General features: G+C 27.7%; 31 protein-coding genes. 14 read left to right on the plus strand and 17 right to left on the minus strand.

The features are described 5' to 3' along the window. Positions 1–10 precede the first annotated feature (10 nt). A complete protein-coding gene (elbB, locus tag CLV39_RS02000; RefSeq protein ID WP_121922549.1) occupies positions 11–667 on the minus strand; it encodes an isoprenoid biosynthesis glyoxalase ElbB in 657 nt (218 codons plus the stop codon). Between the two features lie 77 nt (positions 668–744). On the opposite strand from elbB, the gene atpC reads away from it, so the two are divergent. From atpC to CLV39_RS02020, 4 genes are all read left to right on the plus strand, one after another. Continuing rightward, positions 745–1,161 (plus strand): ATP synthase F1 subunit epsilon, encoded by a 417-nt coding sequence (gene atpC / locus CLV39_RS02005; protein ID WP_121922550.1) that lies wholly within the window; start codon positions 745–747, stop codon positions 1,159–1,161. Then, positions 1,154–1,876, plus strand: coding sequence for a tRNA1(Val) (adenine(37)-N6)-methyltransferase (locus CLV39_RS02010; protein WP_121922551.1), 723 nt, complete (start codon positions 1,154–1,156; stop codon positions 1,874–1,876). The genes atpC and CLV39_RS02010 overlap by 8 nt, the downstream gene beginning before the upstream one ends. Positions 1,877–2,107: 231 nt before the next feature. Then, positions 2,108–2,728 carry a prepilin-type N-terminal cleavage/methylation domain-containing protein gene (locus CLV39_RS02015; RefSeq protein WP_121922552.1) on the plus strand — a complete coding sequence of 207 codons (621 nt, stop codon included), beginning with the start codon at positions 2,108–2,110 and terminating at the stop codon, positions 2,726–2,728. 59 nt (positions 2,729–2,787) lie between these two features. Beyond that, positions 2,788–3,537: a patatin-like phospholipase family protein gene (locus CLV39_RS02020; protein ID WP_121922553.1), complete on the plus strand. Its 750-nt coding sequence runs from the start codon at positions 2,788–2,790 to the stop codon at positions 3,535–3,537. On the opposite strand, the gene CLV39_RS02025 is transcribed toward CLV39_RS02020, so the two are convergent. Beyond that, complete coding sequence (locus CLV39_RS02025; protein WP_121922554.1) at positions 3,527–4,921, minus strand: Do family serine endopeptidase; 1,395 nt, start codon at positions 4,919–4,921, stop codon at positions 3,527–3,529. The two genes, CLV39_RS02020 and CLV39_RS02025, sit on opposite strands and share 11 nt — an antisense overlap. A gap of 223 nt (positions 4,922–5,144) precedes the next feature. On the opposite strand from CLV39_RS02025, the gene CLV39_RS02030 reads away from it, so the two are divergent. Both CLV39_RS02030 and CLV39_RS08795 read left to right on the plus strand, forming a co-directional pair. Beyond that, complete coding sequence (locus tag CLV39_RS02030; protein ID WP_245960279.1) at positions 5,145–5,921, plus strand: cytochrome-c peroxidase; 777 nt, start codon at positions 5,145–5,147, stop codon at positions 5,919–5,921. Positions 5,922–6,037: 116 nt separating this feature from the next. Further along, positions 6,038–6,172 (plus strand): hypothetical protein, encoded by a 135-nt coding sequence (locus CLV39_RS08795; RefSeq protein WP_281271955.1) that lies wholly within the window; start codon positions 6,038–6,040, stop codon positions 6,170–6,172. Positions 6,173–6,185: 13 nt separating this feature from the next. Here the strand turns inward: CLV39_RS08795 and CLV39_RS02035 are convergent, their stop codons facing one another. Genes CLV39_RS02035 through CLV39_RS02045 form a run of 3 tightly spaced genes read right to left on the minus strand, consistent with a single transcriptional unit; the run spans position 6,186 to position 9,101 of the window. Next, positions 6,186–7,202, minus strand: a complete 1,017-nt coding sequence (locus CLV39_RS02035) for an aldo/keto reductase (protein WP_121922555.1) — start codon at positions 7,200–7,202, stop codon at positions 6,186–6,188. Beyond that, positions 7,199–8,713 carry a murein biosynthesis integral membrane protein MurJ gene (gene murJ / locus CLV39_RS02040; RefSeq protein WP_121922556.1) on the minus strand — a complete coding sequence of 505 codons (1,515 nt, stop codon included), beginning with the start codon at positions 8,711–8,713 and terminating at the stop codon, positions 7,199–7,201. The genes CLV39_RS02035 and murJ overlap by 4 nt, the downstream gene beginning before the upstream one ends. Beyond that, a complete protein-coding gene (locus CLV39_RS02045) occupies positions 8,703–9,101 on the minus strand; it encodes a hypothetical protein (RefSeq protein ID WP_121922557.1) in 399 nt (132 codons plus the stop codon). The genes murJ and CLV39_RS02045 overlap by 11 nt, the downstream gene beginning before the upstream one ends. A gap of 186 nt (positions 9,102–9,287) precedes the next feature. Here CLV39_RS02045 and corA point away from each other — a divergent pair, with 186 nt between their 5' ends. After that, positions 9,288–10,232: a magnesium/cobalt transporter CorA gene (gene corA, locus CLV39_RS02050; RefSeq protein WP_121922750.1), complete on the plus strand. Its 945-nt coding sequence runs from the start codon at positions 9,288–9,290 to the stop codon at positions 10,230–10,232. Between the two features lie 2 nt (positions 10,233–10,234). Further along, positions 10,235–10,504, plus strand: a complete 270-nt coding sequence (locus tag CLV39_RS02055; protein ID WP_121922558.1) for a hypothetical protein — start codon at positions 10,235–10,237, stop codon at positions 10,502–10,504. Here the strand turns inward: CLV39_RS02055 and htpX are convergent. From htpX to ispH, 8 genes are all read right to left on the minus strand, one after another. Continuing rightward, the gene (gene htpX, locus CLV39_RS02060; protein ID WP_121922559.1) at positions 10,501–11,373 is read right to left on the minus strand and encodes a zinc metalloprotease HtpX; all 873 of its coding nucleotides are present in this window, start codon (positions 11,371–11,373) and stop codon (positions 10,501–10,503) included. The two genes, CLV39_RS02055 and htpX, sit on opposite strands and share 4 nt — an antisense overlap. Before the next feature lie 114 nt (positions 11,374–11,487). Continuing rightward, complete coding sequence (gltA, locus tag CLV39_RS02065) at positions 11,488–12,948, minus strand: NADPH-dependent glutamate synthase (RefSeq protein WP_121922560.1); 1,461 nt, start codon at positions 12,946–12,948, stop codon at positions 11,488–11,490. Then, a complete protein-coding gene (gene argF, locus CLV39_RS02070; RefSeq protein WP_211325027.1) occupies positions 12,948–13,868 on the minus strand; it encodes an ornithine carbamoyltransferase in 921 nt (306 codons plus the stop codon). The genes gltA and argF overlap by 1 nt, the downstream gene beginning before the upstream one ends. 72 nt (positions 13,869–13,940) lie before the next feature. Beyond that, positions 13,941–14,645, minus strand: a complete 705-nt coding sequence (locus tag CLV39_RS02075; protein WP_121922562.1) for an OmpA/MotB family protein — start codon at positions 14,643–14,645, stop codon at positions 13,941–13,943. An 8-nt stretch (positions 14,646–14,653) separates the two neighbouring features. Continuing rightward, positions 14,654–15,352: an OmpA/MotB family protein gene (locus CLV39_RS02080; protein ID WP_121922563.1), complete on the minus strand. Its 699-nt coding sequence runs from the start codon at positions 15,350–15,352 to the stop codon at positions 14,654–14,656. A gap of 3 nt (positions 15,353–15,355) precedes the next feature. Beyond that, positions 15,356–16,114: a motility protein A gene (locus CLV39_RS02085; protein WP_121922564.1), complete on the minus strand. Its 759-nt coding sequence runs from the start codon at positions 16,112–16,114 to the stop codon at positions 15,356–15,358. A gap of 3 nt (positions 16,115–16,117) precedes the next feature. Then, on the minus strand, positions 16,118–17,155 hold the full coding sequence (locus tag CLV39_RS02090; protein ID WP_121922565.1) for a flagellar brake protein: 1,038 nt from the start codon (positions 17,153–17,155) through the stop codon (positions 16,118–16,120). After that, complete coding sequence (gene ispH / locus CLV39_RS02095; RefSeq protein ID WP_121922566.1) at positions 17,155–18,009, minus strand: 4-hydroxy-3-methylbut-2-enyl diphosphate reductase; 855 nt, start codon at positions 18,007–18,009, stop codon at positions 17,155–17,157. The genes CLV39_RS02090 and ispH overlap by 1 nt, the downstream gene beginning before the upstream one ends. Positions 18,010–18,082: 73 nt before the next feature. Here ispH and CLV39_RS02100 point away from each other — a divergent pair, with 73 nt between their 5' ends. Further along, positions 18,083–18,274: a hypothetical protein gene (locus CLV39_RS02100; RefSeq protein WP_121922567.1), complete on the plus strand. Its 192-nt coding sequence runs from the start codon at positions 18,083–18,085 to the stop codon at positions 18,272–18,274. Here the strand turns inward: CLV39_RS02100 and uvrA are convergent. Both uvrA and CLV39_RS02110 read right to left on the minus strand, forming a co-directional pair. Further along, entirely contained in the window at positions 18,262–21,012 is a 2,751-nt protein-coding gene (uvrA, locus tag CLV39_RS02105) for an excinuclease ABC subunit UvrA (RefSeq protein ID WP_121922568.1), read from the minus strand. The genes CLV39_RS02100 and uvrA overlap by 13 nt on opposite strands. Positions 21,013–21,209: 197 nt before the next feature. Continuing rightward, positions 21,210–21,668 (minus strand): YbhB/YbcL family Raf kinase inhibitor-like protein, encoded by a 459-nt coding sequence (locus tag CLV39_RS02110; protein WP_121922569.1) that lies wholly within the window; start codon positions 21,666–21,668, stop codon positions 21,210–21,212. Between the two features lie 157 nt (positions 21,669–21,825). Between CLV39_RS02110 and CLV39_RS02115 the strand changes: the two genes are divergently transcribed. Beyond that, complete coding sequence (locus CLV39_RS02115) at positions 21,826–22,119, plus strand: YtxH domain-containing protein (protein ID WP_121922570.1); 294 nt, start codon at positions 21,826–21,828, stop codon at positions 22,117–22,119. A 43-nt stretch (positions 22,120–22,162) separates the two neighbouring features. After that, positions 22,163–22,978, plus strand: a complete 816-nt coding sequence (locus CLV39_RS02120) for a YihY/virulence factor BrkB family protein (RefSeq protein ID WP_281271965.1) — start codon at positions 22,163–22,165, stop codon at positions 22,976–22,978. Here the strand turns inward: CLV39_RS02120 and dcd are convergent. Further along, entirely contained in the window at positions 22,975–23,523 is a 549-nt protein-coding gene (dcd, locus tag CLV39_RS02125; protein ID WP_121922572.1) for a dCTP deaminase, read from the minus strand. The two genes, CLV39_RS02120 and dcd, sit on opposite strands and share 4 nt — an antisense overlap. Positions 23,524–23,568: 45 nt before the next feature. On the opposite strand from dcd, the gene CLV39_RS02130 reads away from it, so the two are divergent. Together CLV39_RS02130 and CLV39_RS02135 are read left to right on the plus strand one after the other, a co-directional pair. Further along, a complete protein-coding gene (locus CLV39_RS02130) occupies positions 23,569–24,303 on the plus strand; it encodes a 6-carboxyhexanoate--CoA ligase (RefSeq protein WP_121922573.1) in 735 nt (244 codons plus the stop codon). Then, a complete protein-coding gene (locus tag CLV39_RS02135; RefSeq protein WP_121922574.1) occupies positions 24,300–24,968 on the plus strand; it encodes an alpha/beta fold hydrolase in 669 nt (222 codons plus the stop codon). The genes CLV39_RS02130 and CLV39_RS02135 overlap by 4 nt, the downstream gene beginning before the upstream one ends. On the opposite strand, the gene CLV39_RS02140 is transcribed toward CLV39_RS02135, so the two are convergent. Next, the gene (locus tag CLV39_RS02140; protein WP_170145580.1) at positions 24,931–25,590 is read right to left on the minus strand and encodes a Crp/Fnr family transcriptional regulator; all 660 of its coding nucleotides are present in this window, start codon (positions 25,588–25,590) and stop codon (positions 24,931–24,933) included. The genes CLV39_RS02135 and CLV39_RS02140 overlap by 38 nt on opposite strands. Positions 25,591–25,663: 73 nt before the next feature. Here CLV39_RS02140 and CLV39_RS02145 point away from each other — a divergent pair, with 73 nt between their 5' ends. Then, the gene (locus tag CLV39_RS02145; RefSeq protein ID WP_121922576.1) at positions 25,664–26,119 is read left to right on the plus strand and encodes a DoxX family protein; all 456 of its coding nucleotides are present in this window, start codon (positions 25,664–25,666) and stop codon (positions 26,117–26,119) included. The last annotated feature ends 10 nt before the right edge of the window (positions 26,120–26,129 follow it).

The raw sequence follows: 26,129 nt of genomic DNA on the forward strand, positions 1-26,129 counted from the left end.
CTCCTAAAAATTAACTTTTTGCAAGTCTTAAAACTTCATTTACAAGTTTTTCTATACCTTCTGCTACATCTTTAATAGTTTTTCCTTCCATATATGCAGGAGTAGAAACTATTTTATTTTCCTCATCTACAAGAGCTTCAGATACTGGACATACTAAATGTTGTTGTCCCATAGCCTCTATAGCTTTTGCTACTTCTTCATCAGTTCCAATAGTTAATTTAACTTTTGCTTCTTTTAATGCTGCTGCAACAATTACAGGAGATATACAAACTGCTCCTATTGGTTTTTTCTTTTCAAACATTTCTACTAAAAGTCTTTTTACTTCAGGTATTACATCTGCATCTGCACCTTTTTCTAAAAAGTTTGAAAAGTTTTTAGCTACTCCATATCCACCAGGCATTATTAAAGCATCTATATCATCAGCAGAAACTTCATTTATATCTTTTATATTTCCTCTTGCAATTCTTGCTGCTTCAACAAGAACATTTCTTGTTTCATTAGTTTTTTCACCTGTTAAATGATTAATTACTTCTTTTTGAGGAATATTAGGAGCCATACATACAATTTCAACACCTGCTTTATCTAAAAAATATAAAGTTAAAGTCGCTTCATGAATTTCTGCACCATCAAAAACACCACAACCAGAAAGCAATACACCTACTTTCATTTTCAAAACCTCCATCTTTAAAATATATATAAATTATTGTAAACTAATTTACTAAAATGTTGAAATGGAGGCAAGATATGTATAAACTTGAGATAGTTACCCCTGAAGGTATTGTTTACAGTGGTGAAGCTTATCAAACAGTAGTCAATACTGCAGATGGAGAAATAGGAATATTAGAAAATCATATGCTACTTTTAACAAATGTTATCCCTGGGAAGATAAGAATTGAAAAAGAAGGTGAAGAACCAATAGAATATGCATCTACTTATGGAGTGATAGATGTAGCGGGAGATAAAGTAATTATACTTGCAGAAGAAATTTATGAAATAGATAAGATAGATGGAGTAAAAGAAACACAACTTTTAGAAGAAGCAGAAGCAAAATTAGAATCTGAAGAACTTTCTGAAGAAGAAAGAGAAAGATATGAAAAGCAAAAATTTAGAGCAGAAACACTTCTTAGAATTTTAGAAGAATCAAAACAAAAAGTTGGATAAAAATAAACCTTCCCCTTTTATCAGGGGGAAGATTTTCCTTTATCAATCAGAAAAAGGTTATCGTTTTAATTTAGATTCAGTTTTACTTGCATCGTTTCCAAAATTTCAAAAAAAAGGAAAGTTAATAGATTTAGGCACAGGTAATGGAATTTTAATTTTACTTCTTTCTTTAAAATATAAAAATTTAGACTTTTATGCTATAGAAGTTCAAGAAGAATTTTATAATTTAGCAAAAGTAAATTTTAAACTAAATAATGTAAATGTAAACTTATTCAAAGAAGATATTAAAAATATAAAAAAAATATTTAAACCTAATAGTTTTGATTATGTAATAACAAATCCACCATATTTTAAAGAATATAAAACAGAAAATTTACAGCTTAAAATAGCAAGGAGTGAATATTTAGCAACTATTGAAGATTTTATAAAAGCAGGAAAATATCTTTTAAAAGATAAAGGTAAATTTTATATGGTTTCACCTGTTAGTAGATTTTCAGAAATTATTCTTTATTTAAAAGAAAACAAATTACAACCAAAAAGATATAGATTTATATATCCTTCAGTAAACGAGAATGCAACTCATTTCTTATTGGAAGCCCATAAAAATGCAAAAGAAGGTGGAGAGATTATAGAAAAACCTTTAATTGTGTATGAAAATCCGAAAGATAAAATTTATACAGAAGAAGTTAAATTTATTTTAGAAGAGTTTATTTGAAAATTTATGAAAATACTTATATGTACAAATTCATTAGATTTAAGGAAATTATGCATGCTATAGCTTATAGATGGAAATATATGGATATTTTGAAATTTGATGTGGTTAATTTGGAAAAGGCTATATGTTAAGGTTAAAAATAAAGGTTAGTAAGTACTTTAAAATTTTTTGACAAATCCGATAATAAAAAGTATATTTTATTGTTACAAAATATTTTTTGGGAGGTAAAACATGAAAAACCAAAAAGGGTTTACATTAGTAGAGCTGGCTATTGTTCTTGTAATTATTGGTATTATTCTTGGAGCTGTTCTTAAAGGTAAAGATTTAATTAATAATGCTAAAGCTAAGAGGTTATTAAATGACTTGAAAGGATTTGAAGTTTTAGCTCTAACTTTTTATGACAGATATGGAAGATTACCTGGTGATGGAGATTTTAATGGTTTAATTGATGGAAATAATTTAAACTGGTCTCTACAAGCAAATTATGATGATAATCCTTCAAATACGTTTTTAACAGCTGCAAATGGTGACCCAGATGCACCTTTAGCAGAACTTCAAGCAGCCAGATTATTATCTCCTGATACTCCGCATAGGATTTTAGCAAGACATGTTTTTAATGGTGGATTTTTTTATCTACATACTACTATAAATGGAGAAAACAAAAATGCAATTCTTGTTGAGCATGTACCATGTTATGCTGCCAAAATAATAGATACGGCAATTGATGGAACAGTTGAAGCTACAAAAGGTAGTATTATAGAAACAACAGGTGGTGCTATAAATACTTCTACTTCGGGATGGACATGTGCAAATGAAGATGATTTAGTTGAATTCATATACTTATTAGATTAGCGTTATATCTTATCTTAGAAGGGGGAAATCCCCTTTTCTTTTTTTTATAGAAAATATACATGAAAATTTCTCTTGTCTTATCCGGTGGTGCTGTTAGAGGGTTAGCACATATTGGAGTTTTAAAAGCTTTAGAAGAAGAAAATATAGAAATAGAAGCAATATCTGGTGTTAGTGCAGGAGCTATAATAGGTTCTTTATATGCATCAGGATATAAAGCTAATCAGCTAGAAGAAATTGCATTAAAAGAAAATTTTTTAAAATGGTTTAAACCTTCAAAAACTTTTAAATCTTTATTTTCCTTAGAAAATTTAGAGAGATTTCTAAAAAATCATATAAAAGAAGAAAAAATAGAAAATCTTCCTACTAAGCTTTTTGTTACAACAACAGATTTAAATTATGGTAAATTCAGGATTTGGGAAAAAGGGAATTTATATAAAATAGTAAGAGCTTCTTCTTCAATACCTTTCTTTTTTGAACCTGTAGAAATAGATGGCAGACAACATGTTGATGGTGGTGTGACAAATAATCTTCCTGTAGAACCTTTTATAGGTAGAGCAGATTTTATTATTGCTGTAGATGTAAACCCTATAGAAAAGTCTGAGAATTTAAATAATATCTTTTCTATAACTTTAAGAAGTTTCAATATTTCTATTAGTGCTTATATAGAATTTAGAAAAAAATATGCAGATATATTTTTACAGCCAAAAAAACTTTCTGAAATTGGCCTTTTTGATATAAGAAAAAGAAAGGAGCCTATAGAAATAGGCTACCTTGAAATGAAAAAGGTAATAAAAGCTATTATTCATTAATAATTGGTAATGTAGTATAAAATATTGAAGAACCTCTTCTAACTTTTAAAAGTACATCTGAAGCTTTTCTTTTCTCAGCTTTAACAATTAATTTCCAAAAGTCAGATACTGTTTTTACAGGTTTTTGATTTACAGAAATTATAATATCTCCACTTCTAAGACCTGCTTCATCTGCTACAGAACCGTATTTTACTCCATATACTAAAACACCATAAGGAACTTTAGGGAGTTGATATTTTTCTCTAATTGCAGGAGATAAGTCTATAACTTTAAGACCATATTTTTCTTCTAATTTCTCATAATCTCCAATATATTCATCTTCCCAAGAACCTAATATAGCTTTTACCGTTATTTTCTTTCCATCTCTATAAACTGTAATATCTACTTTTGCCCCAGGACCTGCTCTCATTATATATTTTTGTAAATCATTAGGAGTTTTTACTTTATGTCCATTAACTGCAACTATTACATCTCCACTTTTTAATCCAGCTTTTTCAGCAGGGCTACCTTTTTGAACTTGTGTAATTATAACTCCATAATCTAACCCAAAATGTTTAGCAAGTTCAGGTGTTAAAGGTTGTATTACAACTCCAAGCTTTCCTCTTTTAACTTTTCCATATTTTAATATTTGATCCATAACCCATTTTGCTTGATTTATTGGAACAGCAAATCCAAGACCTTGAGCCCCTGCAATAATTGCTGTGTTCATACCAACTACTTCACCTTTTACATTTATAAGTGGACCTCCAGAATTCCCTGGGTTTATAGCAGCATCTGTTTGGATAAAACCTTCTCCAGGATGTCCTTCTATTTCTCTATTTAATGCTGAAATAATTCCTTGAGTTACTGTATATTTAAATCCTAATGGACTACCTATAGCAAAAACAGTCATTCCAGGTTTTAGTTTATCTGAATTTCCAAGTTTCAAAGTATGTTTTTCTGCAAACTTTTCTATTCCTTCTTTAAATTTTACTGAAACAACCGCAACATCACTTAGTTTATCTGTACCTACTATTTTCCCATTAAGAACTTTTCTATTTTTAAATTGAACTTTTATATTTGTTGCATTTTCTACAACATGGTTATTTGTTAGTATATATACTAATTTTTTATCTTTATCTACTTTTACTATAAACCCAGAGCCAAGACCTTCTATTCTTTGAGTAAAATTTCTATTTCCAGGAAATCCAAAAAAGTCTGAAAATGGTGTACCTGCAAAAGGATTAGGAACTTTAACTTCTTTAACTGTAAATATAGTTACAACTCCCGGTGAAACAGATTGAACAATACTGACCCTTTCTTTTTCAATTTGCTCTAACAAAGAAGCAAAAGATAAATTAATCAGCATTAAAGCTAAAAAAACAGGATAAAAATATCTTTTCATTTTTTCCTCCAAGATTTCATTTTTATTAAATTATCTTACATTAAAGATGAAAATCTTGTGAAAGAAGGTTTCTTGTTTTCTTTATTTGTTTTCGGAGAGTAAATTTATAATATTCAAAAACTGATGATTTTAAAATATAAGCAATGTAACCTTTTATTTTCATTAAAAATGATTTATTTTTATCAATATAAAATTATAATAATACATATACTAGAGGGTAGCTATGAAAAAATTATTACTTTCTTCTCTGATTTTTACAAGCTTCTCATTTGCATCTGATGTTTCATTATTAAATGAAGCTAAAAAGTATTTTCAACCTTTACCTGATTTATTTCCTTCTGATAAGAATCCAATTACAAAAGAAAAAGTTAAATTAGGTAAAATTTTATTTTATGAGCCAAGAGTATCTATCGATGGTGCTACAAGTTGTGCAAAATGCCATCCAATTAGTTTGTATGGTGCAGATGGTCTTCCAAAAGCTCAAGGGAATAATGGGAAAATAAATCCAAGAAATGCCCCTACTGTTTTAAATGCAGCAGGTCAGGTTTCAGAGCATTGGAGAGGAGATAGAGAAAATGTAGAAGATCAAGCTAAAAGAGCATTACTTGGTAAAGGTTCTTTTGGAGCACCTTCTTATAAATGGGTGGAAGATAAACTAAAAAGTATAAAAGGCTATAAAATCTTATTTAAAAAAGCATTCCCTAGGGATAAAAATCCTATAACTGTTGATAATTTTGCTAAAGCAATTGGAGCTTGGGAAAGAACTTTATCAACTCCTTCTAGATTTGATGAATTTTTAAAAGGTCATGTAAATGCTTTAACAAAAAAAGAAAAGAAAGGACTTAAAAAATTTATAGAAATAGGTTGTGCATCTTGCCATCAAGGAGCATTACTTGGTGGAACAATGTACCAAAAATTTGGTATAGTTGAACCTTATTGGAAATATACAAAAAGTAAAAAAATAGATGAAGGTAGATATAATGTAACTAAAATAATGTAACTAAAAATCCTGCAGATAAATATGTATTTAAAGTACCACCTTTAAGAAATGTTGCGATGACTGCTCCTTATTTCCATGATGGTAGTGTATAGTCTTTAAAAGATGCTATAAAAATAATGGCAAAGGTTCAACTTGGCAAAGATTTATCTAAAGAAGATATAGATGATATTTATGCAATTTTAAAATCCCTTACAGGAAAATTATCTGAAGATATTAAGACTGTTCCTATACTTCCATCATATAATCAATAACATAAAGCCTGCTTTATGCAGGCTCTTTAAAAAGATTATCAATCTCTTCTGGTTTTAAAGGATTTATATTTTCAATCTCTAAATTTTCAAGAAGATGTTCTTTTTTACTCATTCCTATCAAAGCTGTCCCAACTCCTTTTGTACTTCTTACAAACTGGATTGCTGCATGAACTTGTTTTTCAACACCTAATTTTTTAAGTATATTTTCAGGAATTCTTCCTAAAATTCTAGTTTGCATTAAACTTGCACTTATATATGTATAAATATTAAGTTTTTCACAAGCTTCTAAAGTTGATAAGTTTTTTCCATCTATATTTTGATTTTTTAAAGTATAAGCCTCAGGCATTGCCATATTATATGGCAGTTGTATAAACCTAAAATGGTGATTTTCTCCTCCAGTATCTGTAGCAATATCATAAATATCTTTTAAGTTTAAATACTGCTTTTCTGTTTGTAAAACTCTAAAACCATTCCATGTTGCAAGTCCATAATATCTTAATTTTCCTTCGTTTACTTTTCCTTCTAAAAGTCTAAAAACATTTCTTAATTTTTTATAAAAAGTTTCTCTATCAAAATTTAAAAGCTGGTCTTCTGGATTATGTAAAAAGTAAACATCTATATAATTGGTATTAAGATTTTCTAAACTTTTATTAAAAGCCCAATCTATATATTTTGCCGTAATTATATTTCCAGTTTGAGTTATATCTTGAGGTTGTATTATTCCTTTTTCTACAAGTTCTTTTTTAAACCAAGATGAAGCATCTTTTATATCTGGTGGAACTGCTATATATCCACCTTTTGTTGATATTATTACCTTTTTTCTATCTATTTCCTTAATTACTTTGCCGATTACAATCTCACTTCTCATATTTCTATAATTTATTGCAGTATCAATGACATTTATTCCTTTTTCTATTGCAAGTTTTATAGTCTCAAAATAATTTTTATCTGTTTCTTCATCAATATTTCCAAGATATGTACCTACTCCTATTTCTGAAAGTTTTAAATCTAAAAAATCTTTATATCTCATAATTTTCTCCTTACTTTTTCAAATATTTTTAAAACTAATTTTTCTTTTAACACATAAAGAGTAGAAAAATAAATGATTATTGATATAAAAATCATTCCAAATACAAGTATTGCTAAATTTGAGATAAAAGGTTTTAGTAAAAGTATTACAAAAGACATTAAAAAAGCAGAAAATAAAGCTTTTAAAAAGGTTTTAAATATATCTTTTTTTAAAATTTCATAAGGATAGAAATAAAAAAGATAAATAAGACTTATTAAACCGGATATAGAAGATGCAAAAGAAAGTCCAAAAACACCAAGATTAAAAATAAAAACAAATATAATTGCAAAAAGTATTCCTCCTAAAATACCAGCTATTGTAGAATATAAAGGGGTTTTCACATCTTCTATAGCAAAAAAGGCACTTTTTAAAGGTCTTGTCATAGTATAAAAAATAAGGCCTATAGAGTATCCAGTAAGGGCATAAAATGTATAAATTGTATCTTTTTCACTAAACTTTCCATGAGCAAACAAAAGCTGGATTATCTCTTTACCAAGAACTATCATTCCAAAGCTTGCAGGAATAGAAATTATTAAAGAAAGTTTCAAACCTTCATTTAAATCTTTACTAAAAGCTTTCAAATTATTTTCTGCATAATGTCTTGACAAAGAAACTAAAAGAGCATTTCCAAGGCCAATTGCAAAAATACCAATAGGAAGTTGAAATATTCTATTTCCATAATATAAATAAGAAATAGCTCCTGCCATTATTAAAGATGCAAGGATTGTATCTATTACAAAGCCAAACTGACTTACACCAAAAGAAGCAAAAGCTGGCAAAATCCTTTTTAAAGTAGTTTTTAGTTCTACGACTTTTTGAAAGTTTGGTTTTAGATAAAAACCTTCTTTTTTAAAAAGAGTGTATGTAAGTAAAATTTGTAAAAATCCACCAAATAACGCTCCAAAAGCAATTGAATAAATTCCAAAATAAGAAGATAAAAATAAAGCAAAAAATATAAAAGAAAGATTTAAAAAAGCAGGTGAAACTGCAGGAATAAAAAATTTATCTTTTGTATTTAAAACTGCCATAAAAAAAGAAACTATTCCAACTAAAATAAGATAAGGAAAAACAATTTTTACTAAATTTGAGGCTAAATTTAAAATTTCAGGACTTTTTGAAAATCCTGGTGCTAAAATTAAAATCAAAATCTTTGAAAATATAACTGCAAAAAATGTGATTATAGATAATATCAAAACATAATAAGAAAATAAGGAAGATAAATAAGCTTTTGCTTTATCGGGATTTTTTTTTATTAAATTTGTATAAATTGGAATAAATGCAGCATTAAAACTTCCTTCTGCTACAAGTTGTCTTAAAGTATTTGGAAGTCTCCAAGCAACAAAAAATGCATCTGTTAAATAAGATGCCCCAAAAACATAAGCAATAGTTGCATCTCTAACATATCCTAAAATTCTACTTATAAATGTAGCAATAGAAAATACAAAAGTATTTTTGAAAAAACTACTTTGCATCAGAATAGTCAGAAACTATTTTAACTTTAAAAGTTGCAAACTTTCTTTTGCCATTTTCAAAATAAGTAATTCTTATAGTATATTCACCAGCTGAAACTTTTTTATTTTTAAAATTTTCTTGTTTCCAACACCATTTTTTTTCTTGATTAGGATTTAACTTTACTATTACTTGACTACTAATTGGTGAATATATTATTTTTTCAAATTTTTCATCTTCAAAAACTGCCCAAGGTGCTGAAGATGGTAAAAATATAATATTATTAGAATTATTTTTTAAGTAAAAACATATATTTTCATTTTCCTTATATTCTTTTTTTTCAGAATTGAAAATAACTGTAGCAAAAGATAAATTGAAAATAAATAAAGTTAATACAAGAATTATTCTCATTTATTTCCTCTCTAATTAAAATTTTTCCATTTATTATAACTTAATTAAATCAGTTAAGCTTATAGTTTGTTATAATTATGATTATGATTAGAATCTTCATTAAAGATAACTTACAAATAAGAAATTTTTCCATTTATTATAACTTAATTAAATCAGTTAAGCTTATAGTTTGTTATAATTATGATTATGATTAGAATCTTCATTAAAGATAACTTACAAATAAGAATATTAAATGAAATTACAGAAGATATAGAAACAGACAAAATTTTATGGATAGATTTATTATCTCCTATTGAAGAAGAAAAAGAATGGGTTGAAAATACTTTTAATATAGAACTTCCAACAAAACAAGAAATGGAAGAAATAGAAGTAAGTTCAAGGTATTGGGAAGATGAAGAAAATATAAATATTAATGCATATTTTTTAATAAAAGAAAAAGAAAACTTTATAAATGAGACAGTATCTTTTTTCTTAACAAAAAATATTCTTATTACAATTAGATATAGAGAATTAACTACTTTTTCTGAAACCGCTAAAAAAGTTCTTTCTAATCCCCGTTTTTATGAAAATGGATTTTATATTCTCATAACAATTTTAGAGATTAGAATAGATACAGATGCAGATACTTTAGAGTTTATTACAAGAGAAATAAATAAATTAAGTAAAATTGTGTTTACTGGGATAGATATTACTGAAAAACTTCTTGAGACTATCTCTTACTATGAAGATTATAATATGACAATAAGAGAAAGTTTAACTGATAAACAAAGATTAGTTTCTTCATTATTAAAAAGTCATAAAATACCTCAAGATTTAAGAGAAGAACTAAGAATAATGATAAAAGATATAAACTCATTAATTGATTATACAAACTTTAATTTTGAAAGATTAGATTATTTACAAAATACATTTTTAGGACTTATTAATATTAAACAGAATAAAGTAATGAAAATTTTTACTTTAATGTCTGTTATCTTTCTTCCTCCAACTTTAATTGCCGCTATTTATGGTATGAACTTTAAATATATGCCTGAACTACAATGGAAAATTGGATATCCATTTTCATTATTATTAATGGTATTGTCAGCTATAATACCTTTATTTATATTTAAAAAGAAAGGGTGGTTGTAAAAATGGATGAAACAAAAGATTATTTATTAAATCGTAGAGTTACTGTAATTTTTGGCATTTCTTTTTTATTTATTTTCTTTGCTGCTGTAGTTTCAGAAATTCTTAGTTTAATACTTGATGAGGGGCTTTTATCTCCACCAATAGTTGCTTTCCATGTTATTGCCTTTATTGGATATATCTTAACTTTAAGATATGTTTTAAAAAAACAACCTTGGGTAGAAAGGAAAAATAGAGAAATTATAAAAGAAGATATGGAAAAGGACAGGAATTAAGCCTGTCCCATTTTTTGTGCTAACTCTATAAGTCTTCTAATTCTTTCTTCTGTTGGTGGATGAGTAGAAAATAATTTTGCTATGAAATCTCCTTTAAAAGGATTTACAATCATCATATGAGCTGTTCCAGGATTAACTTCCCTTTCTGCTATAGGTGTTAACTGTTTTGCATATTCTTCCAATTTCTGTAAAGCATTAGCAAGACATAAAGGACATCTTGAAATTTCTGCACCAGCCTTATCTGCAGCAAATTCTCTAGATCTTGATATTGCCATTTGTATAATCATTGCTGCAATAGGTGCAAGAATAAATAATAAAAACGTACCTATAATATCACCTATTCCATTTCCTTCTTCTTCATCATGGCTACCAAATAGATTAGACCAAAATGCCATTTCAGCAATCATAGATATAGCACCACCAATTGTTGCGGCAATTGTAGAAATCAATATATCTCTATTTTTTATATGTCCAAGTTCATGAGCTAAAACTCCCCTAAGCTCATCTTCAGTTAATATATCTAATATAGCAGTTGTAACTGCAACTGCTGCATGGTTTGGATCTCTTCCTGTAGCAAAAGCATTAGGAACATCTAAATTAACAATATAAATTTTTGGTTTAGGAATACCTGCATTTCTTGCAAGTTCCTCTACCATATCATGAAGCCAAGGTGCTTCTTCATAAGGAACCTCTTGAGCTCCATACATTGAAAGTACCATTTTATCAGAGAACCAATAAGCAAAAAAGTTCATACCCATTGCAAGAATGAAAGCGATAATCATACCTGTCTGGCCACCAAGAATTTTACCTACTACAAGAAATAAACCTGTTAATATTCCAAGTAGCAGTACAGTTTTCAGATTATACATATATTCCCTCCTCAAATTTCATTATATAAATAATAATTTTGTACGAGATTTTAGAAAAGCAATATGATATATATTCAGAAAAATAAAAAGGGGAAAGAAATCCCCTAAGATGATTTAAGCTTTAACTTCTTCCTCTTCTTCCCCATATGCCCAAACACCAGTAGTTAAATACTCATGTATAGATTGAGCTGCTTTTTTTCCATGAGCTATTGCTGTAACTACAGTATCACCACCATTAACTACATCTCCACCTGCAAAAATTCCTTCTACATTTGTTCTAAATTTAGAATCTACAGTTGATAAATTATTCCATTTATCTATTTTTAAGTTTGGTACATCTTTATATGCAGTTGGATTATCTCCTTGCCCTACTGCCATAATAACAACATCACATTCAATAATATGCTCTGATCCTTCTACTGGTTTAGGTCTTGGTCTTCCTCCTTTTTCATCAGGAACAAGCTCCATTTTTACACATTTTAAACCTACTACTTCTCCTTTTTCATTTCCTATTACTTCTATAGGTTGAGTTAACCAATGTAAAATTACACCTTCTTCTGCCACATGATCCCATTCTTCATCTCTTGCTGAAGATGTTTCTCTTGTTCTTCTATATATAAGATGAGTTTCATTTCCAAGTCTAACTGAAGTAATTAAACAATCAACTGCTGTAAATCCACCACCTATTACAGCTACTCTTTTATTTCTTGGAAGTTCTATATCTTCTTCAGGAGCAAGCATAGGATCTATATAATCTGTATTTACTTTCATTAAATAGCCTATTGCAGTGTAAACACCTTTCAAATCTTCACCGGGAATACCCATTTTCTTTCCTCTTCCTGAACCAGCAGCTATAAATACTGCATCATGAGCATTTCTTATATCTTCAAAAGGAATATCAACACCTACTTTTACTCCTGTTTTTATTTTTACTCCAAGTTTTTTAATAAGTTCTATTTCAAAATCTAAAGCTCTTCTATCAAGCCTTGCTTCAGGAATACCATATCTCATAACTCCACCAGCAAATGGTAAAGCTTCATATACAGTAACATCATGTCCTTTTCTTGCTAAGAAATAAGCAGCTGATAATCCAGCAGGACCAGCTCCTATAATTCCAACTGATTTACCTGTAGGTGGTTCTTTTTCATCTATCCAATCTATTCCAGACATTCTTATACTATCACCTACAAATCTCTCAAGTCCTCCTATTCCTACAGAAAGGCCATTATCTTTAAATGTTAAAACACAAGTACTTTCACAAAGTCTTTCTTGTGGACATACTCTACCACATACAGAGCTAAATGGATTGTTTCTTCTAAGGATTTTATAAGCTTCAAATACGTTTTGTTTTTGTATTTCTTCAATCCATTTTTCCATTTCTGAGTTTACAGGACATGATGGAGTACATGGAGCTTTTTTACATAAAATACATCTATCTGCTTCATCAAGGGCTACTGTATGTCCATATCCTAGAGCATACTCTTTATTTAAATATTTTTTTCTTATTTCAGGATCTAAAAGAGGCATCTCATTTCTATCATGCCTTCTATAAACAACTTTTTTTCTTTTTTTCATTAATTACTACCTCCTTTATATAAAAAGTTTAATAAAGATTTTTGAGCATGTAGTCTATTTTCTGCTTGATCAAATATAATATCAGCAAACATCTCAAAAACTTCTTCTGTTATTTCTTCACCTTTATGTGCTGGAAGACAATGCATTACAATAGCATTTTTATTTGCTTTAGATAAAAGATTTTTATTTATGGTAAAACCTTCAAAAACATTTTTTTTATTTGATTCATTTTCTTGTCCCATACTTACCCAAACATCAGTGTATAAAATATCAGATTCTTTTACTGCTTCTTCTGGATTATTTGTTATTTCAATATTAACTCCTGTTTCTTTTGCAAAATCTAAAGCAGTCTTGATAGCTTTTCCATTTGGTTCATACATTGGAGGTGTAGCAACTGATATATTTATTCCCATCATTGAACAAGCTATCAATAAAGTATTTGCCATATTATTTCCATCACCAATATATGTTAGTTTTAAACCTTCTAACTTACCAAATCTTTCTTTTATTGTTTGTAAATCTGCCAAAACCTGACATGGATGTTGATAATCTGTAAGAGCATTTATTACGGGGACATTTCCATACCTTGCTAAATCTTCTACTTCTTGATGGCTATATGTTCTTATTACAATGCCATCTAAGTATCTTGACATTACTCTTGCAGTATCTTTTATATCTTCACCTCTACTTAACTGAGTAGAAGAACCAAGAATATAAATAGGTTGTCCGCCAAGATGCTTAACTCCAACTTCAAAAGAAAGTCTTGTTCTTGTAGATTGTTTCATAAAAATTAATCCAATAGATTTATTTTTTAAAATATTATTAGCAAAAGGATTTTTTTTAATATAAAATGCATAATCTAAAATTTCTAAAACTTCGTCCCTGCTTAAGTCTTCAAAATTAACAAAATCCCTTTTCAAGAATATTTCCTCCATTTATTTAGGAAGTAAAAAATATAACATTGTTTGATTTTTTCTTCAAGAGTTTTTGAATTATTTTTTCTCTTTTAATATATCTGGTCTTTCTTGCTTAACTTCTAAGAATATTTCTACTCTATCATTCATTCTTTGAAGGATAGGATTTTTCCATTTATAAATAGGTCTTGTATCTCCATAAGCTTCAAGTATTATTTTTTTTCTATCAATTCCATTTTTTATCAGAATATTAGCTATAACTTCTGCTCTTTTAATTGATAAATCCCAGCTATCTTTTATTCCAGGTGGTAGTTTTGACTTATTTTTTATAAAAGCATGTCCTATTATTTTTATATTATCAAAGTAATTTTGATATTTTTTTATTGCTTTTGCAATTTCTGGAATTGCTTTTTGTGCATCTGGTGTTAATATATAACTATCTTGTTTAAATGCTATATCATTAAAAAGTCTAATTAATACATAATTTTCAATACTATCAATTTGATATGCATAAATTGGAAGAACTCTTTTTAATCTTTGCTTTACTTTCTTTGCAACATCTTCTTGTAAAAGACTAATTGGAGGAACTACTGCTACTGTAATTGAATATTCTTTTATTTTTTCACCTTGGAAATACCACAAAAATTTCATAAGTTTTTTGACATCTAATACAGACATTGCATATAACAAAATAAAAAAAGTTAGAAGTAAAGACATTAAATCACTAAAACTTATAAGCCATCCAGGAGCTGCAGGACATTCTTCTTTTTTCTTTCTTGCCATTTTCTCCTCTAAAAATCTTTAACTTGTATTACAAATTCAACCCTTCTATTTTTCATTCTTCCTTCTGGTGTATTATTAGGGGCTATAGGTCTTGAAGGTCCATATCCTCTAACATTTAATAAATCAGGATCATATCCACAGTTTATGAACAATTTCATAATATATAAAGCTCTTTTTAAAGAAAGATCTAAATTTAATTTATAACTTCCTTGATTATCTGTATGGCCTTCTATTGTTAATGGAAGGCCAAGTTCTTGCAGATTTTTACATATTGTCATTATATAAGGTATTGCAGATTTATAAGGAATTTCACTTCCAACTGGAAACATTTTATCAGTATTTACTCTAAATCTTATAATAGAACCATGCTCTTCAACTTCTGAATTTATTCCAGCTTTCTTTAATGATTCTTTTAAGGCTCTTAATTTATTTTTTAATTTTTTTCTTTTATTTTTTATTTTTGGATACATATTTTTAAATTCTACAGGTATATTGCTTTCCTTTAATAACTTTTCTTCAAATTGAACCTTTCTTCCACCTAAGTATTCAGTAAAACCTTTTATTAACATATGGAACTTTTGTAAAGAAATAGTACCCATAGAAAAAAGTAATATAAAGAATGTAAGAACAAGAGACATTAAGTCCCCAAAACTTATAAGCCATGCAGGAATTGTTTTACATTCCTGCTTTTTTTCTTTTCGAGGCAAATATTATTCACCGCCTTTTATACCAAATAAGGTATTTAATGTTCCTCTAAACAAGTTAGGGTTAGTTCCTTTATCTATAGCATTAACAGTAAGTATATAACTTTCTTTAACTATCATTTCTACATCTTTGTAATATTTCAATTTTTTTGTAATTGGTATAGCAAATGCATTGGCTAAAACGGCACCATATAAAGTTGTAATCATAGCAACAGCCATACCTGGACCAAGAGCAGAAGGATCATTTAAGTTTTGGAGCATCTGAATAAGTCCTATTAAAGTACCAATCATACCAAAAGCTGGGAATAACTCTCCTAAAGCATCCCATATAGCTATTTCTGTAGACAAATCTTGCTCATATTTTGTAAGAGCAGCTTCTGCATTTTCCTTTATCTGTTCTATTTCTATACCATCAACAAGCATTCTCATTAAATCTCCAAAAAATGGATCTCGTTCATAAAATGAATCAATCTCTGCTTCTAAGGATAATATTCCATCTTTTCTAACTTTTGTAAGTATATTTACTAAAAAATCTATATGCTCTTGTATATTAGGAACTGTAGGCTTAAATGCTTTTACTATTGCTTTTAAACCTTTTATAAATTCCGGTAGAGGATAAGACGCTAAAGATGCAGAAAGACCTCCTCCTATAACAATAAGGATAGAAGGTATATTTACAAAGGCCATTGGGCTTCCGCCCATTACTATTGAAACAATTATCAATAAAAATGCAGCTATAATACCAATTAGTGTAGCTATATCCATTGATTATCCCTTTGTTTTTTTATATTGTTTTAAAAATTCCATCTGCTTTACTTTTATAAAATCTTCAAGAATTTTAGAATACTCTTTTTTAAGATTTATAAATTGAATTCCAAAGCAAATTCTATCTTCTCTGTCATAGATATTTTTTATTTTCCCTTCTGTTTCTATGATTTTATTTTCTATATATATTTCTAAATTCAACTCAGCTCCGAGATTGAATATTTTTATATTATTATCTTCGGTTTTAGGAATACAAAATTTTAATCCACTTATACTAAGATCTTCTGTTTTAAAAGAAAAGCTTAAATCTTTAATATAAATTTTAATTGGAATAGTTACTGGAATTCTAATGTCTTTTCTCCTTTGGATTCTTTCCAAATGGAAAGTATGTGGCAATTTTAGTATAGTTCTATCATTTTCTTTGTATATATCTTCTATGATAGATTCAAATCTATAAATAGCATCGTTATTTCTTATAAAGGAAATTAATACTTTTTCTCCTTTTTCAATTCTAACAGGAACTGGATCTAATACTGCCCAGTACATATAAAGTTCATCTTTATCAACTAATGCAACATCTACCCTTCTATCTTCTAAAATAAGATTTCCTGACTGAAATAAATCAATATCTTTTGTAGTAGTTAAAGGCATAAATGGAGGAACAATATCAAATCCTAAAACTTTTCTCATATGTCTTATTTTTTCTTGATCAAAATTAGGATTTTCCTTGATATATGTATCTATTATCTTTTCAAAAGTTTGTTTAACTTCTAATGCAAGATAAGGATCTCTATTTATTTTGTGAGCTGTATTCCATAAAATTTCTACCTCTTCAGTTGTAAGTCCTATTTCTCTTGCTGTATCTATAAATAATTTTTTTAATCTTCTTTTTTCTAATATATTTTTAAAATTGTAAGAAAATAAAATAATCCCTGCAATTGCTGAAAATAGGAATATTACAATTAGTATTCCTTCTATAGAAACACCTTTTTCTGTAGTCCTTTTAAAAGCCTCTACTAAAATATTTACTCTTTCATCCATTATTTTGTTATTTCCTTAATTCTTTCTACAACTTCATTTATTATCCAATCTGGTGTAGATGCACCAGCACTTATTCCTACTCTTTCTTTACCTTCAAACCATTTAGGCTGTAATTCATCTGCTTTTTCTATATGGTAAGTATTTGGATTTAAAGCTCTGGATATTTGAGCTAATCTATTTGTATTTCCACTATGTTTTCCCCCTATTATTATCATAATATCGACATTTGGAGCTATTTTTTTTACCTCTTCTTGTCTAACAGATGTTGCATCACATATTGTATTAAATATTTTTACTTCTTCTGTATTTTCTGCTATATATCCAACTGCTTCTCTAAAGAAGTCTTCACTTTGTGTAGTTTGAGATACAATTCCTATTCTTTTTTTATTTGGTAAGTTTTTTATAAGCTCTTCCATATTAGATACTACTATTCCTTTGCCTCCTGACTCTTCCAAATGCCCTAAAATACCAATCACTTCTGGATGTTTATGCTCTCCTATTATTACTACAAAATATCCTTCTTCTACAAGCTGTCTTACTTTTTCATGTACTTTTTTAACAAAAGGGCAAGTGGCATCTATTACATTTACTCCTGCCTCTTTTAATCTTCTTTCTTCTTTTGGTGGTACTCCATGGGATCTTATTAATACTGTATCTCCTTCTTTTAACTGTTGGCCTTCTTCTAATTCTCTAACATTTAAACTTTCTAAGAACTGAACAACCTGTTTATTATGAATAATAGGGCCATCTGTATAAGCTCCTCCAAGTTCTTCTCCTGCTTTTTTTGCTGCATCAACAGCTATTTTTACTCCAAAGCAAAAACCTGCACTTTCTGCTAATATTATTTGAGCCATTATTTTTCCTCCTATTTATTTTGAAAATTTTTAGCTTAAATTTAAATTATAAAATAAAATTGAGGATACAAGTATGGATTATAAAAATCTTAAAAAAGTAGAAGATAAGAATGAAGAATGCTTCAAATGTGGCTCTAAAAAAGAGCTTTATGAAGATCCCAATATAGAAGGTCTTGTTTTTTGTAAAGAATGTTGGCAAGAAAGAATAAAGACAGAAAAGCTTGAAGAATGGGGAATGGAAGAAGAAATTCCTTATGAAGACTGAAGATATTTTTTCAAAAATTTACCTGTCCAAGATTTTTCATTTTTAACTATATCTTCTGGGGTTCCAGTGGCTACAATCTGGCCACCTTTATCTCCTCCTTCTGGACCTAAATCTATAATCCAGTCTGCATTTTTAATTACATCAAGGTTATGCTCAATTACAACAACTGTATTTCCTTTATCTACTAATTTATTTAAAACATCTATAAGTTTTTTTACATCATTAGAATGAAGGCCTGTAGTTGGCTCATCAAGAAGATATAAAGTTCTTCCTGTATCTCTTTTTGAAAGTTCCCTTGATAGTTTTATTCTTTGAGCTTCTCCACCTGACAAGGTAGTAGCAGGTTGTCCTAATTTTATATAATCAAGTCCAACATCATATAAAAGTTTTAGCTTACTTTTTATAGATGGAATATTTTTGAAAAATTCTAATGCCTCTGCTACAGTCATGTCTAAAACATCTGCTATGTTTTTGCCTTTATACTCAATAGATAAAGTTTCCTTGTTATATCTTTTTCCTTGACATACATCACATACAACATAAACATCTGGTAAAAAATGCATCTCTATTTTTATTACTCCCTCTCCTTTACAAGCTTCACATCTACCACCTTTTACATTAAAGGAAAATCTTCCTGGTTTATATCCTCTAAGCTTTGCTTCTGGTGTTGATGCAAATAAATTTCTAATAAGATCAAAAACCTTTGTATATGTAGCTGGATTGGATCTTGGCGTTTTTCCTATAGGAGATTGATCAACATTTATTACTTTGTCTATATTTCCCCAACCATCTATCTTATCGTGTTTTCCAATATAATCTGTTTTATATCCAAAATGTTTTTTGGATGCATTCCATAAAATATCATATATTAAAGTTGATTTACCACTTCCTGAAACTCCTGTAATTGCTACAAATAATCCAAGAGGTATTTCCACATCTATATTTTTTAAATTATGTTCTTTTGCTCCTTTTATTACTAACTTTTTAGAAAAATCTGGTTTCCTTCTTTTTTTCGGAAAAGGAATTTTTAATTTTCCACTTAAATACTTTCCAGTTAAAGAGTTTGGATTTTCTGCTATTTCAGAAGGAGTTCCTATTGCTGTTATCTGTCCTCCATTTATTCCACTACCCGGCCCTATATCTACTATAAAATCTGCTTCTTCTATAGTTTCTGGATCATGTTCTACTACTATTACTGTATTATCTAAGTCTCTAAGATGTTTTAAAGTTTTTATAAGTTTTGCAGTATCTCTTGGATGAAGTCCTATAGATGGCTCATCTAATACATATAAAACTCCACTTAATTTAGAACCTATTTGTGTTGCAAGTCTTATTCTTTGACTTTCTCCACCTGAAAGAGTTGTAGCTTTTCTATCTAATGTTAAGTAATCAAGTCCAACATCAAGTAAAAATTTAAGTCTTTCTTTTATCTCTTTTATTATTTTTGAGGATATAACTCTATCTTTTTCTGACATTGGGCTTTTTTCAAACTCTTCAAAAAAAGAATAAGCCTTTTTAATATCCATCTGAGTAATTTGCCATATATTTTTACCATTTATAAGAATATATAAAGCTTCTTTTTTTAGCCTTGAACCTTTACATACAGGACAGACTACTTCTTTAATATATTTTTCAAGTTCTTGTCTTTGCTTTTCATTTTCTGTTTCTAAATATTTTCTTTCTAAATGAGAAACTATATCAAATAAAAGTTCATCTTGAAGATGCGTAGGTAAATCATTAAATTTTGTGAATTTATCTATTCCATGATAATAAATAAAATCATAAATCATTCCTTTAATATATTTAAAATAAAAGCTATCAGTTATTCTAAAACTTTCAATTACTGATCTATTTTTATCAACAAGTAAATCAATATCTATTTTATGAATAACTCCTAATCCTTTACATTCAGGACAAGCACCATAAGGACTATTAAAAGAAAAAAGCCTTGGAGATATTTCTGCTATTGAAAAGCCATGCTCTGGACATGCAAATTTTTCACTAAATATTAAATCTTCATTATTTTCAAGTTTATTTATTATTACAATTCCTTCTCCAAGCTTTAAAGCTTGTTCTACACTGTCAACTAATCTTGATCTTATTCCTTCTTTAATTATTATTCTGTCAACAACTACCTCTATAGTATGTTTTTTATTTTTTTCAAGTTCAGGCACCTCTTCAACTAAATAAATCTTTCCATCAATCCTTACCCTTGGATAACCCATCTTTATTATTTTTTCTAATATTTCTTTGTGTTTTCCTTTTTTTCCTCTAATAATAGGAGCAAGAATTTGAATTTTACTACCTTCTTTAAATTTTAAAATCTGCTCTACAATCTCTTCTGGAGACTGGGAAGTAATAGGAGCATTACATTCAGGACAATAAGGTTTTCCAACTCTCGCAAATAAAAGTCTTAAATAATCATAAATTTCTGTAATTGTTCCAACAGTAGAACGGGGATTTTTAGAGGTTGTTTTTTGATCTATTGCTATAGCAGGAGATAGGCCTTCTATATTATCTACATCTGGCTTTTCCATTAGTCCTAAAAACTGCCTTGCATATGCAGAAAGACTTTCTACATATCTTCTTTGCCCTTCTGCATAGATAGTATCAAAAGCAAGAGAAGATTTTCCTGAACCGGAAGGGCCAGTAATAACAATTAATTTATTTTTTGGAAGTTCAAGATTTATATTTTTTAAATTATGTTGTCTTGCTCCTATTATTTTTATTTTATCCATTAAAACTCCAGTTTAAAATTTAAAACAGATAAAAAGATAGGAAAATAAATAATTAATGTCAATAACTTAAGGTAATTATATTTTTACAAAACCATTAAATCCTAAAGATGGATACAATATTTATGAGAATAAATTATCTACTCTTTAAATAAATGCCAAGAGATTTTATATTTGCTGGAAGAATTTTACTCCCCATCTTACCTTCTATATAATCCTATAAGCTCTGCTTTATCTATAATATGACCATTTATAGCTTTAATAAGTTCATTTTTAGTGGCTCCAGGTGCAAGTCCTACATTTTGAATATTTAGAGCAACTAAAATAAAGAAATATCTATGAGGTTTTCCAGGTGGTGGACAAGGTCCATTATAGCCAATTTTATCAAAATCATTTATTCCTTGTTTTATGCCATATTCTAATAATGGTTCTTTTGGCATACCTTCAGGAAAACCAGTTATATTTGGTGGAATATCATAAACTACCCAATGGGTAAAAACTCCTATCGGTGCATCAGGATCCTCCACAATCAAAGCTAAACTTTTTGTATTTTCAGGGATATCTATAAATTTAAGAGCTGGGGAAATGTCAATACCATCACATGTATATTTTTCAGGAATAAATTCACCATTTTCAAAAGCATTACTTAATATTTTCATGTTAAATCCCTCCATTTTTTAATTTTAAATATATAGTTTATGGCAATAATTGTAAAGACTTAATTAATACTACTTTGAAATAAACTAAATAAAGCTTGCTTTAATGTTAAATAAGTTATATATTTAGATATAACGATAAAAAAAGGAGGGATATTTTATGAAGAAAGAAGCACTTTTAGTAGCTATTGGTTCACTTATTGGAGCTGTTGGAGCTTATGTTGCACTTAATAAAAAAGAAGAGATTTTAAACAAGCTTTCAGAGATTGAAAATACTATTAAAGAAACAGATTTTACAGAAAAAGCAAAAACAGCATTAACTGAAGCAGTAGATAAGATTAAAAATCTTGTAAGCAAAGGTGAGGAACTATCTCCAGAAGAAAAGGAGAAAGCTCTTGCAGAAGTTGAAGAAAAAATTCAACAAATAGAGGAAGCTGTAAAATCTGAAACTTAATATTTTTTCTAAGAGTCTCTTTTTAGAGGCTCTTTTTAAAGCAATTTTAGATTATTTTTTTAAAGGATATGGTTTTTATGCAGCAGCTGTATCCTTTTATACATTAATGTCTATAGTGCCTTTATTTATTGTACTAACTGTTATTATTTCTTTTTTTACTTTAAATCCTGATTTTCTAGTTACAACAATTATTAAATTTTTCCCCACGATAACTTCTCAATTTTTAGATTTTATAACTTATCTTTCAAATCAAAGAACAATTTTTGGAATTTTTGGATTTTTAGTTGCTTTTTATTTTGCAAACAATATATTTACATCTCTTCATAACTCAATTGTTAAAGTTTTTGAAAAAGAAGTAGGATTTAAAAGAACTGCTTTTATTTATCTTGTAGGTGTTCCTATTTTTACTGCTTTATTAATACTAATTTATATTGCTATTTTTTTATCTTCTTCTTTATTTGAGATTTTACTTCACTCTAAAATTTTGGAAAATTTCTCAGCAATTTTAGAAAAATTTGAGATAAAAAAACTTATCCTCTTTTTTGCAGATATATCTAAAATTACAAATTTTGTTGCTTTTTTTATACTTCTTTTCGGGGTTTATTACTATTTTCCACCTGTAGAAGAAAAAAATAAAAAATATATTTTTAATATAACCTTTTTTATATCTATTTTTATGGTTTTGTTTAAATTAGCATTTAATTATTACATTGTGTTTGCATCAAAAACAAACCCAGTTTATGGTTCTTTATCTGGCATTTTTGCATTTTTAGCTTGGCTATATATATCTTATAGCGTCATTCTAATTGGTGCTAGAGCTTTATATTATTTATATGAAAATTTAAAACCTATAGATTAAACATCTTTATCCATGAAAATTCTTGAAACTGTAGTTCCTTTTTGTCCTTGATATTTGCCTTGATATGGTTTTTCTGCTGGTTGTTTCATTTGAGCAAAAACAAGCTGACATATTCTCATCTCTGGATATATCCTTATTGGTCTTGAGTTTGCATTATAAAACTCAAGGGTTATATTTCCTTCAAAACCTGCATCAACCCAACCAGCATTTTCAATAAAAAGTCCAAGCCTTCCAAGAGAAGATCTACCTTCTACAAAAGCTGTAATATCATCAGAAAGTTTAACATATTCTAAAGTTGTAGCTAATACAAACTGTTTTGGTTGTATTATAAATCCTTTTTCTTTTGAAACTTTTATATTTTCCATTTTATCTGTATAGGTTTTATCTTTAACATCAAGTATCTTTATACTATCTGAATAAATTAAAAACTCATAACCAAGCCTTAAATCAACAGAAGATGGTTGAATCTGATAATCTTCAATAGGCTCAATTAAAAGTCTTCCTGTATTTAAATATTCTTTAATTGTTTTATCATTTAGTATCAATTTTTACCTCTAATTATTATTTTTTTTCATATTATAATAGAATTTATGGATTTATACAGCATTAAAGTTAGAGCTTCAAAAGAAAATAAACATATTTCAGGTTCAGAAAGAATTGTCTCTAAAGAAAATATACCAAATGTAGTGAAGCAGCTTTTAGAAAGACAACAAAATAAAGATTTTGATTTTTCAAATATAAAGATTGAAAAGCTAAAGCAAGAACCTATTTATATAGAAAAGTCTTTAAAAATAGTTCAATTTAAGTATGAAAATTATAAAAAATCTTTAAAAAAAGCTATTGATATTCTTTCAAAAGAGTTAAAAAAAGATGAAAACTGGATAAAAAGTTATATAGAGCTTTTATATAAAGGTGCAGGGGAAAATGGAGAAAATTTAAAGGGTGCTATGATTATTGATTTAAATGGCAATAGACTTGATGAAAAAGGAATAAGAACTGTTTTAGTTGATTTTGTAGATAGGGAAAAAATAACAGAAAAACTTGAAAAAAATGGATTTACAAAAAGAACTGTAGATGCTTTAGCTTTAACAACTAAAAATCTAAATTATCCTAATATTGTTGCAGAATTTTGTATATCAGATGATTCTGATTATACAATAGGATATGTATCTACTAAAAAATATTACTATAGATTTATTCCTTTAAAAGAGTATCAACTTGATAAAGGTGGCAGGATTTATTTTGTAAAAAATGATACAAATAAAGAAAAGTTAATAAAATATCTAAGAGAAACACCAGTTTTAATAAAGGATGTTGATTTATGAATATATTTATTCATGGTTGGAGTTTTGATAAAACAATATGGAAAGATTTTTATAATTTAGAAAATTCTCTTTTTTTTAATTTGCCTTTTCATGGAGATTTTAAAGATTTTGAAGATAAAAATATTATAGAAAACTATATAGAGTATATAAAGGAAAAGATAAAAAAATCCTCTACTTTAATAGGTTGGTCCTTAGGGGCAACTATTTCTGTTTTATTTTATCTAAAATATCCTGAGAAAGTGAAAAAGCTTATATTAATTGGGTTTTCTCCAAAATTTAAAGATGAAAAACTTGGACATAATCCAAAAAATGTAAGGGCATTTATGATTTCATTAAAGAAGGATTTTAAAAACACAGTTTTTAATTTTAGAAAATCTTCTACTAACTGTTATTTTAAAAGTATTCCTTTGCCTGAGGAGAAAGGAAGTTATAATCTCTTAAATGAGTATATAAATTTAGATATTACTTCAGAAATTGAAAAAATAGATGTTCCTACTACTTTAATTCATGGAAAAAAAGATAAAATTATAAATCCACTGGCAAGTATATTTTCAAATCAGAAAATAAAAAATAGTAAATTAATTCAGATAAATTCTCATCATGCACCATTTTTAGAAGATAAGCAGATTATTCTAAATGAAATCTATCCTGATTTAAGTATATAAACTTTTTCTTTGTTTTGATTAGATTTTCTTTTTTTAATTTATTTATCAGTTTTGAAACAGTTTCTCTTGTTGACCCTATCATATCTGCTATATCTTGATGTGTAAGAAGAATATTAATTTTAATAAAATCTTCTTCTTTTTCTTTAACCCCAAATTTAGAGGAAAGTCTTGATAAAATAGATATTAATCTTTCTTCTACAGATTTAAAAATAATATCTGAAAAATTTAACTCAATATGATACCTTTTTAAACCAAGATATTTTCTTATTTTTATATTTAAAGTTAAATCTTTTGTTATAAGATTTTCAAAAAATTTTTTGTTAATCATACACAAAACAACATCTGTTAAAGCTACTGCATACTCTTTTTCCAAATCTGTCAAACAACCAAAGATTTCCCCTTCTTTTAGAATATCTGTAATTAATCTTTTTCCATTATTTTCAATATATATTGCGACTTTACCATATTTTATCACATATATATAATCTCTATTTTCAGGAGTTGTAATTACAGTATTTTTTTTCATTTCTTTTAAAAAGGAGTTATCCTCTAAATCATTGATCATATTTTCAGGAAGATTTTTGAATATATCAAGCCTTTTTATAAACCATATCTTTTCCATTTTGTAATCCAGATTACAGTTTTTATTTTTATTTTTCATTATATTATACTATGACATTATGTAGGAGAAAATTATGATTAAAGAAATATATAAAAAGTATGAAGAAATTTTAAATAAAAGTAGTGATTTTTTCTTATTGGCTATTAGATTATACTGGGGATGGTTATTTTTTAGAGCTGGTTTTTGGAAATTTACCCATTATCCACAAGCAACTAAATTTTTTGATTATTTAGGCTTACCATATCCAGAATATTTTGTAATTTTTATAGCAACTGTTGAAACAGTAGGTGGAATTTTATTGTTTTTTGGAATATTCTCCCGAATTACAGCTTTAATCTTAACCTTTAATATGATTGGAGCATTTATAGTAGGACATAAAGATGCTCTTTTATCTATATTCTCAAAACCTGAAGATTTTTACATGGCACAGCCTTTAACTTTTTTAATTGCTTCATTAATAGTTTTATTTTTTGGAGCAGGTAAATTTTCTATTGACTATTTAATATTAAATAAGTATTTTAAAAACTAATTATCGTAGG

This window comes from Hydrogenothermus marinus, from assembly GCF_003688665.1.
GTDB lineage: Bacteria > Aquificota > Aquificia > Aquificales > Hydrogenothermaceae > Hydrogenothermus > Hydrogenothermus marinus.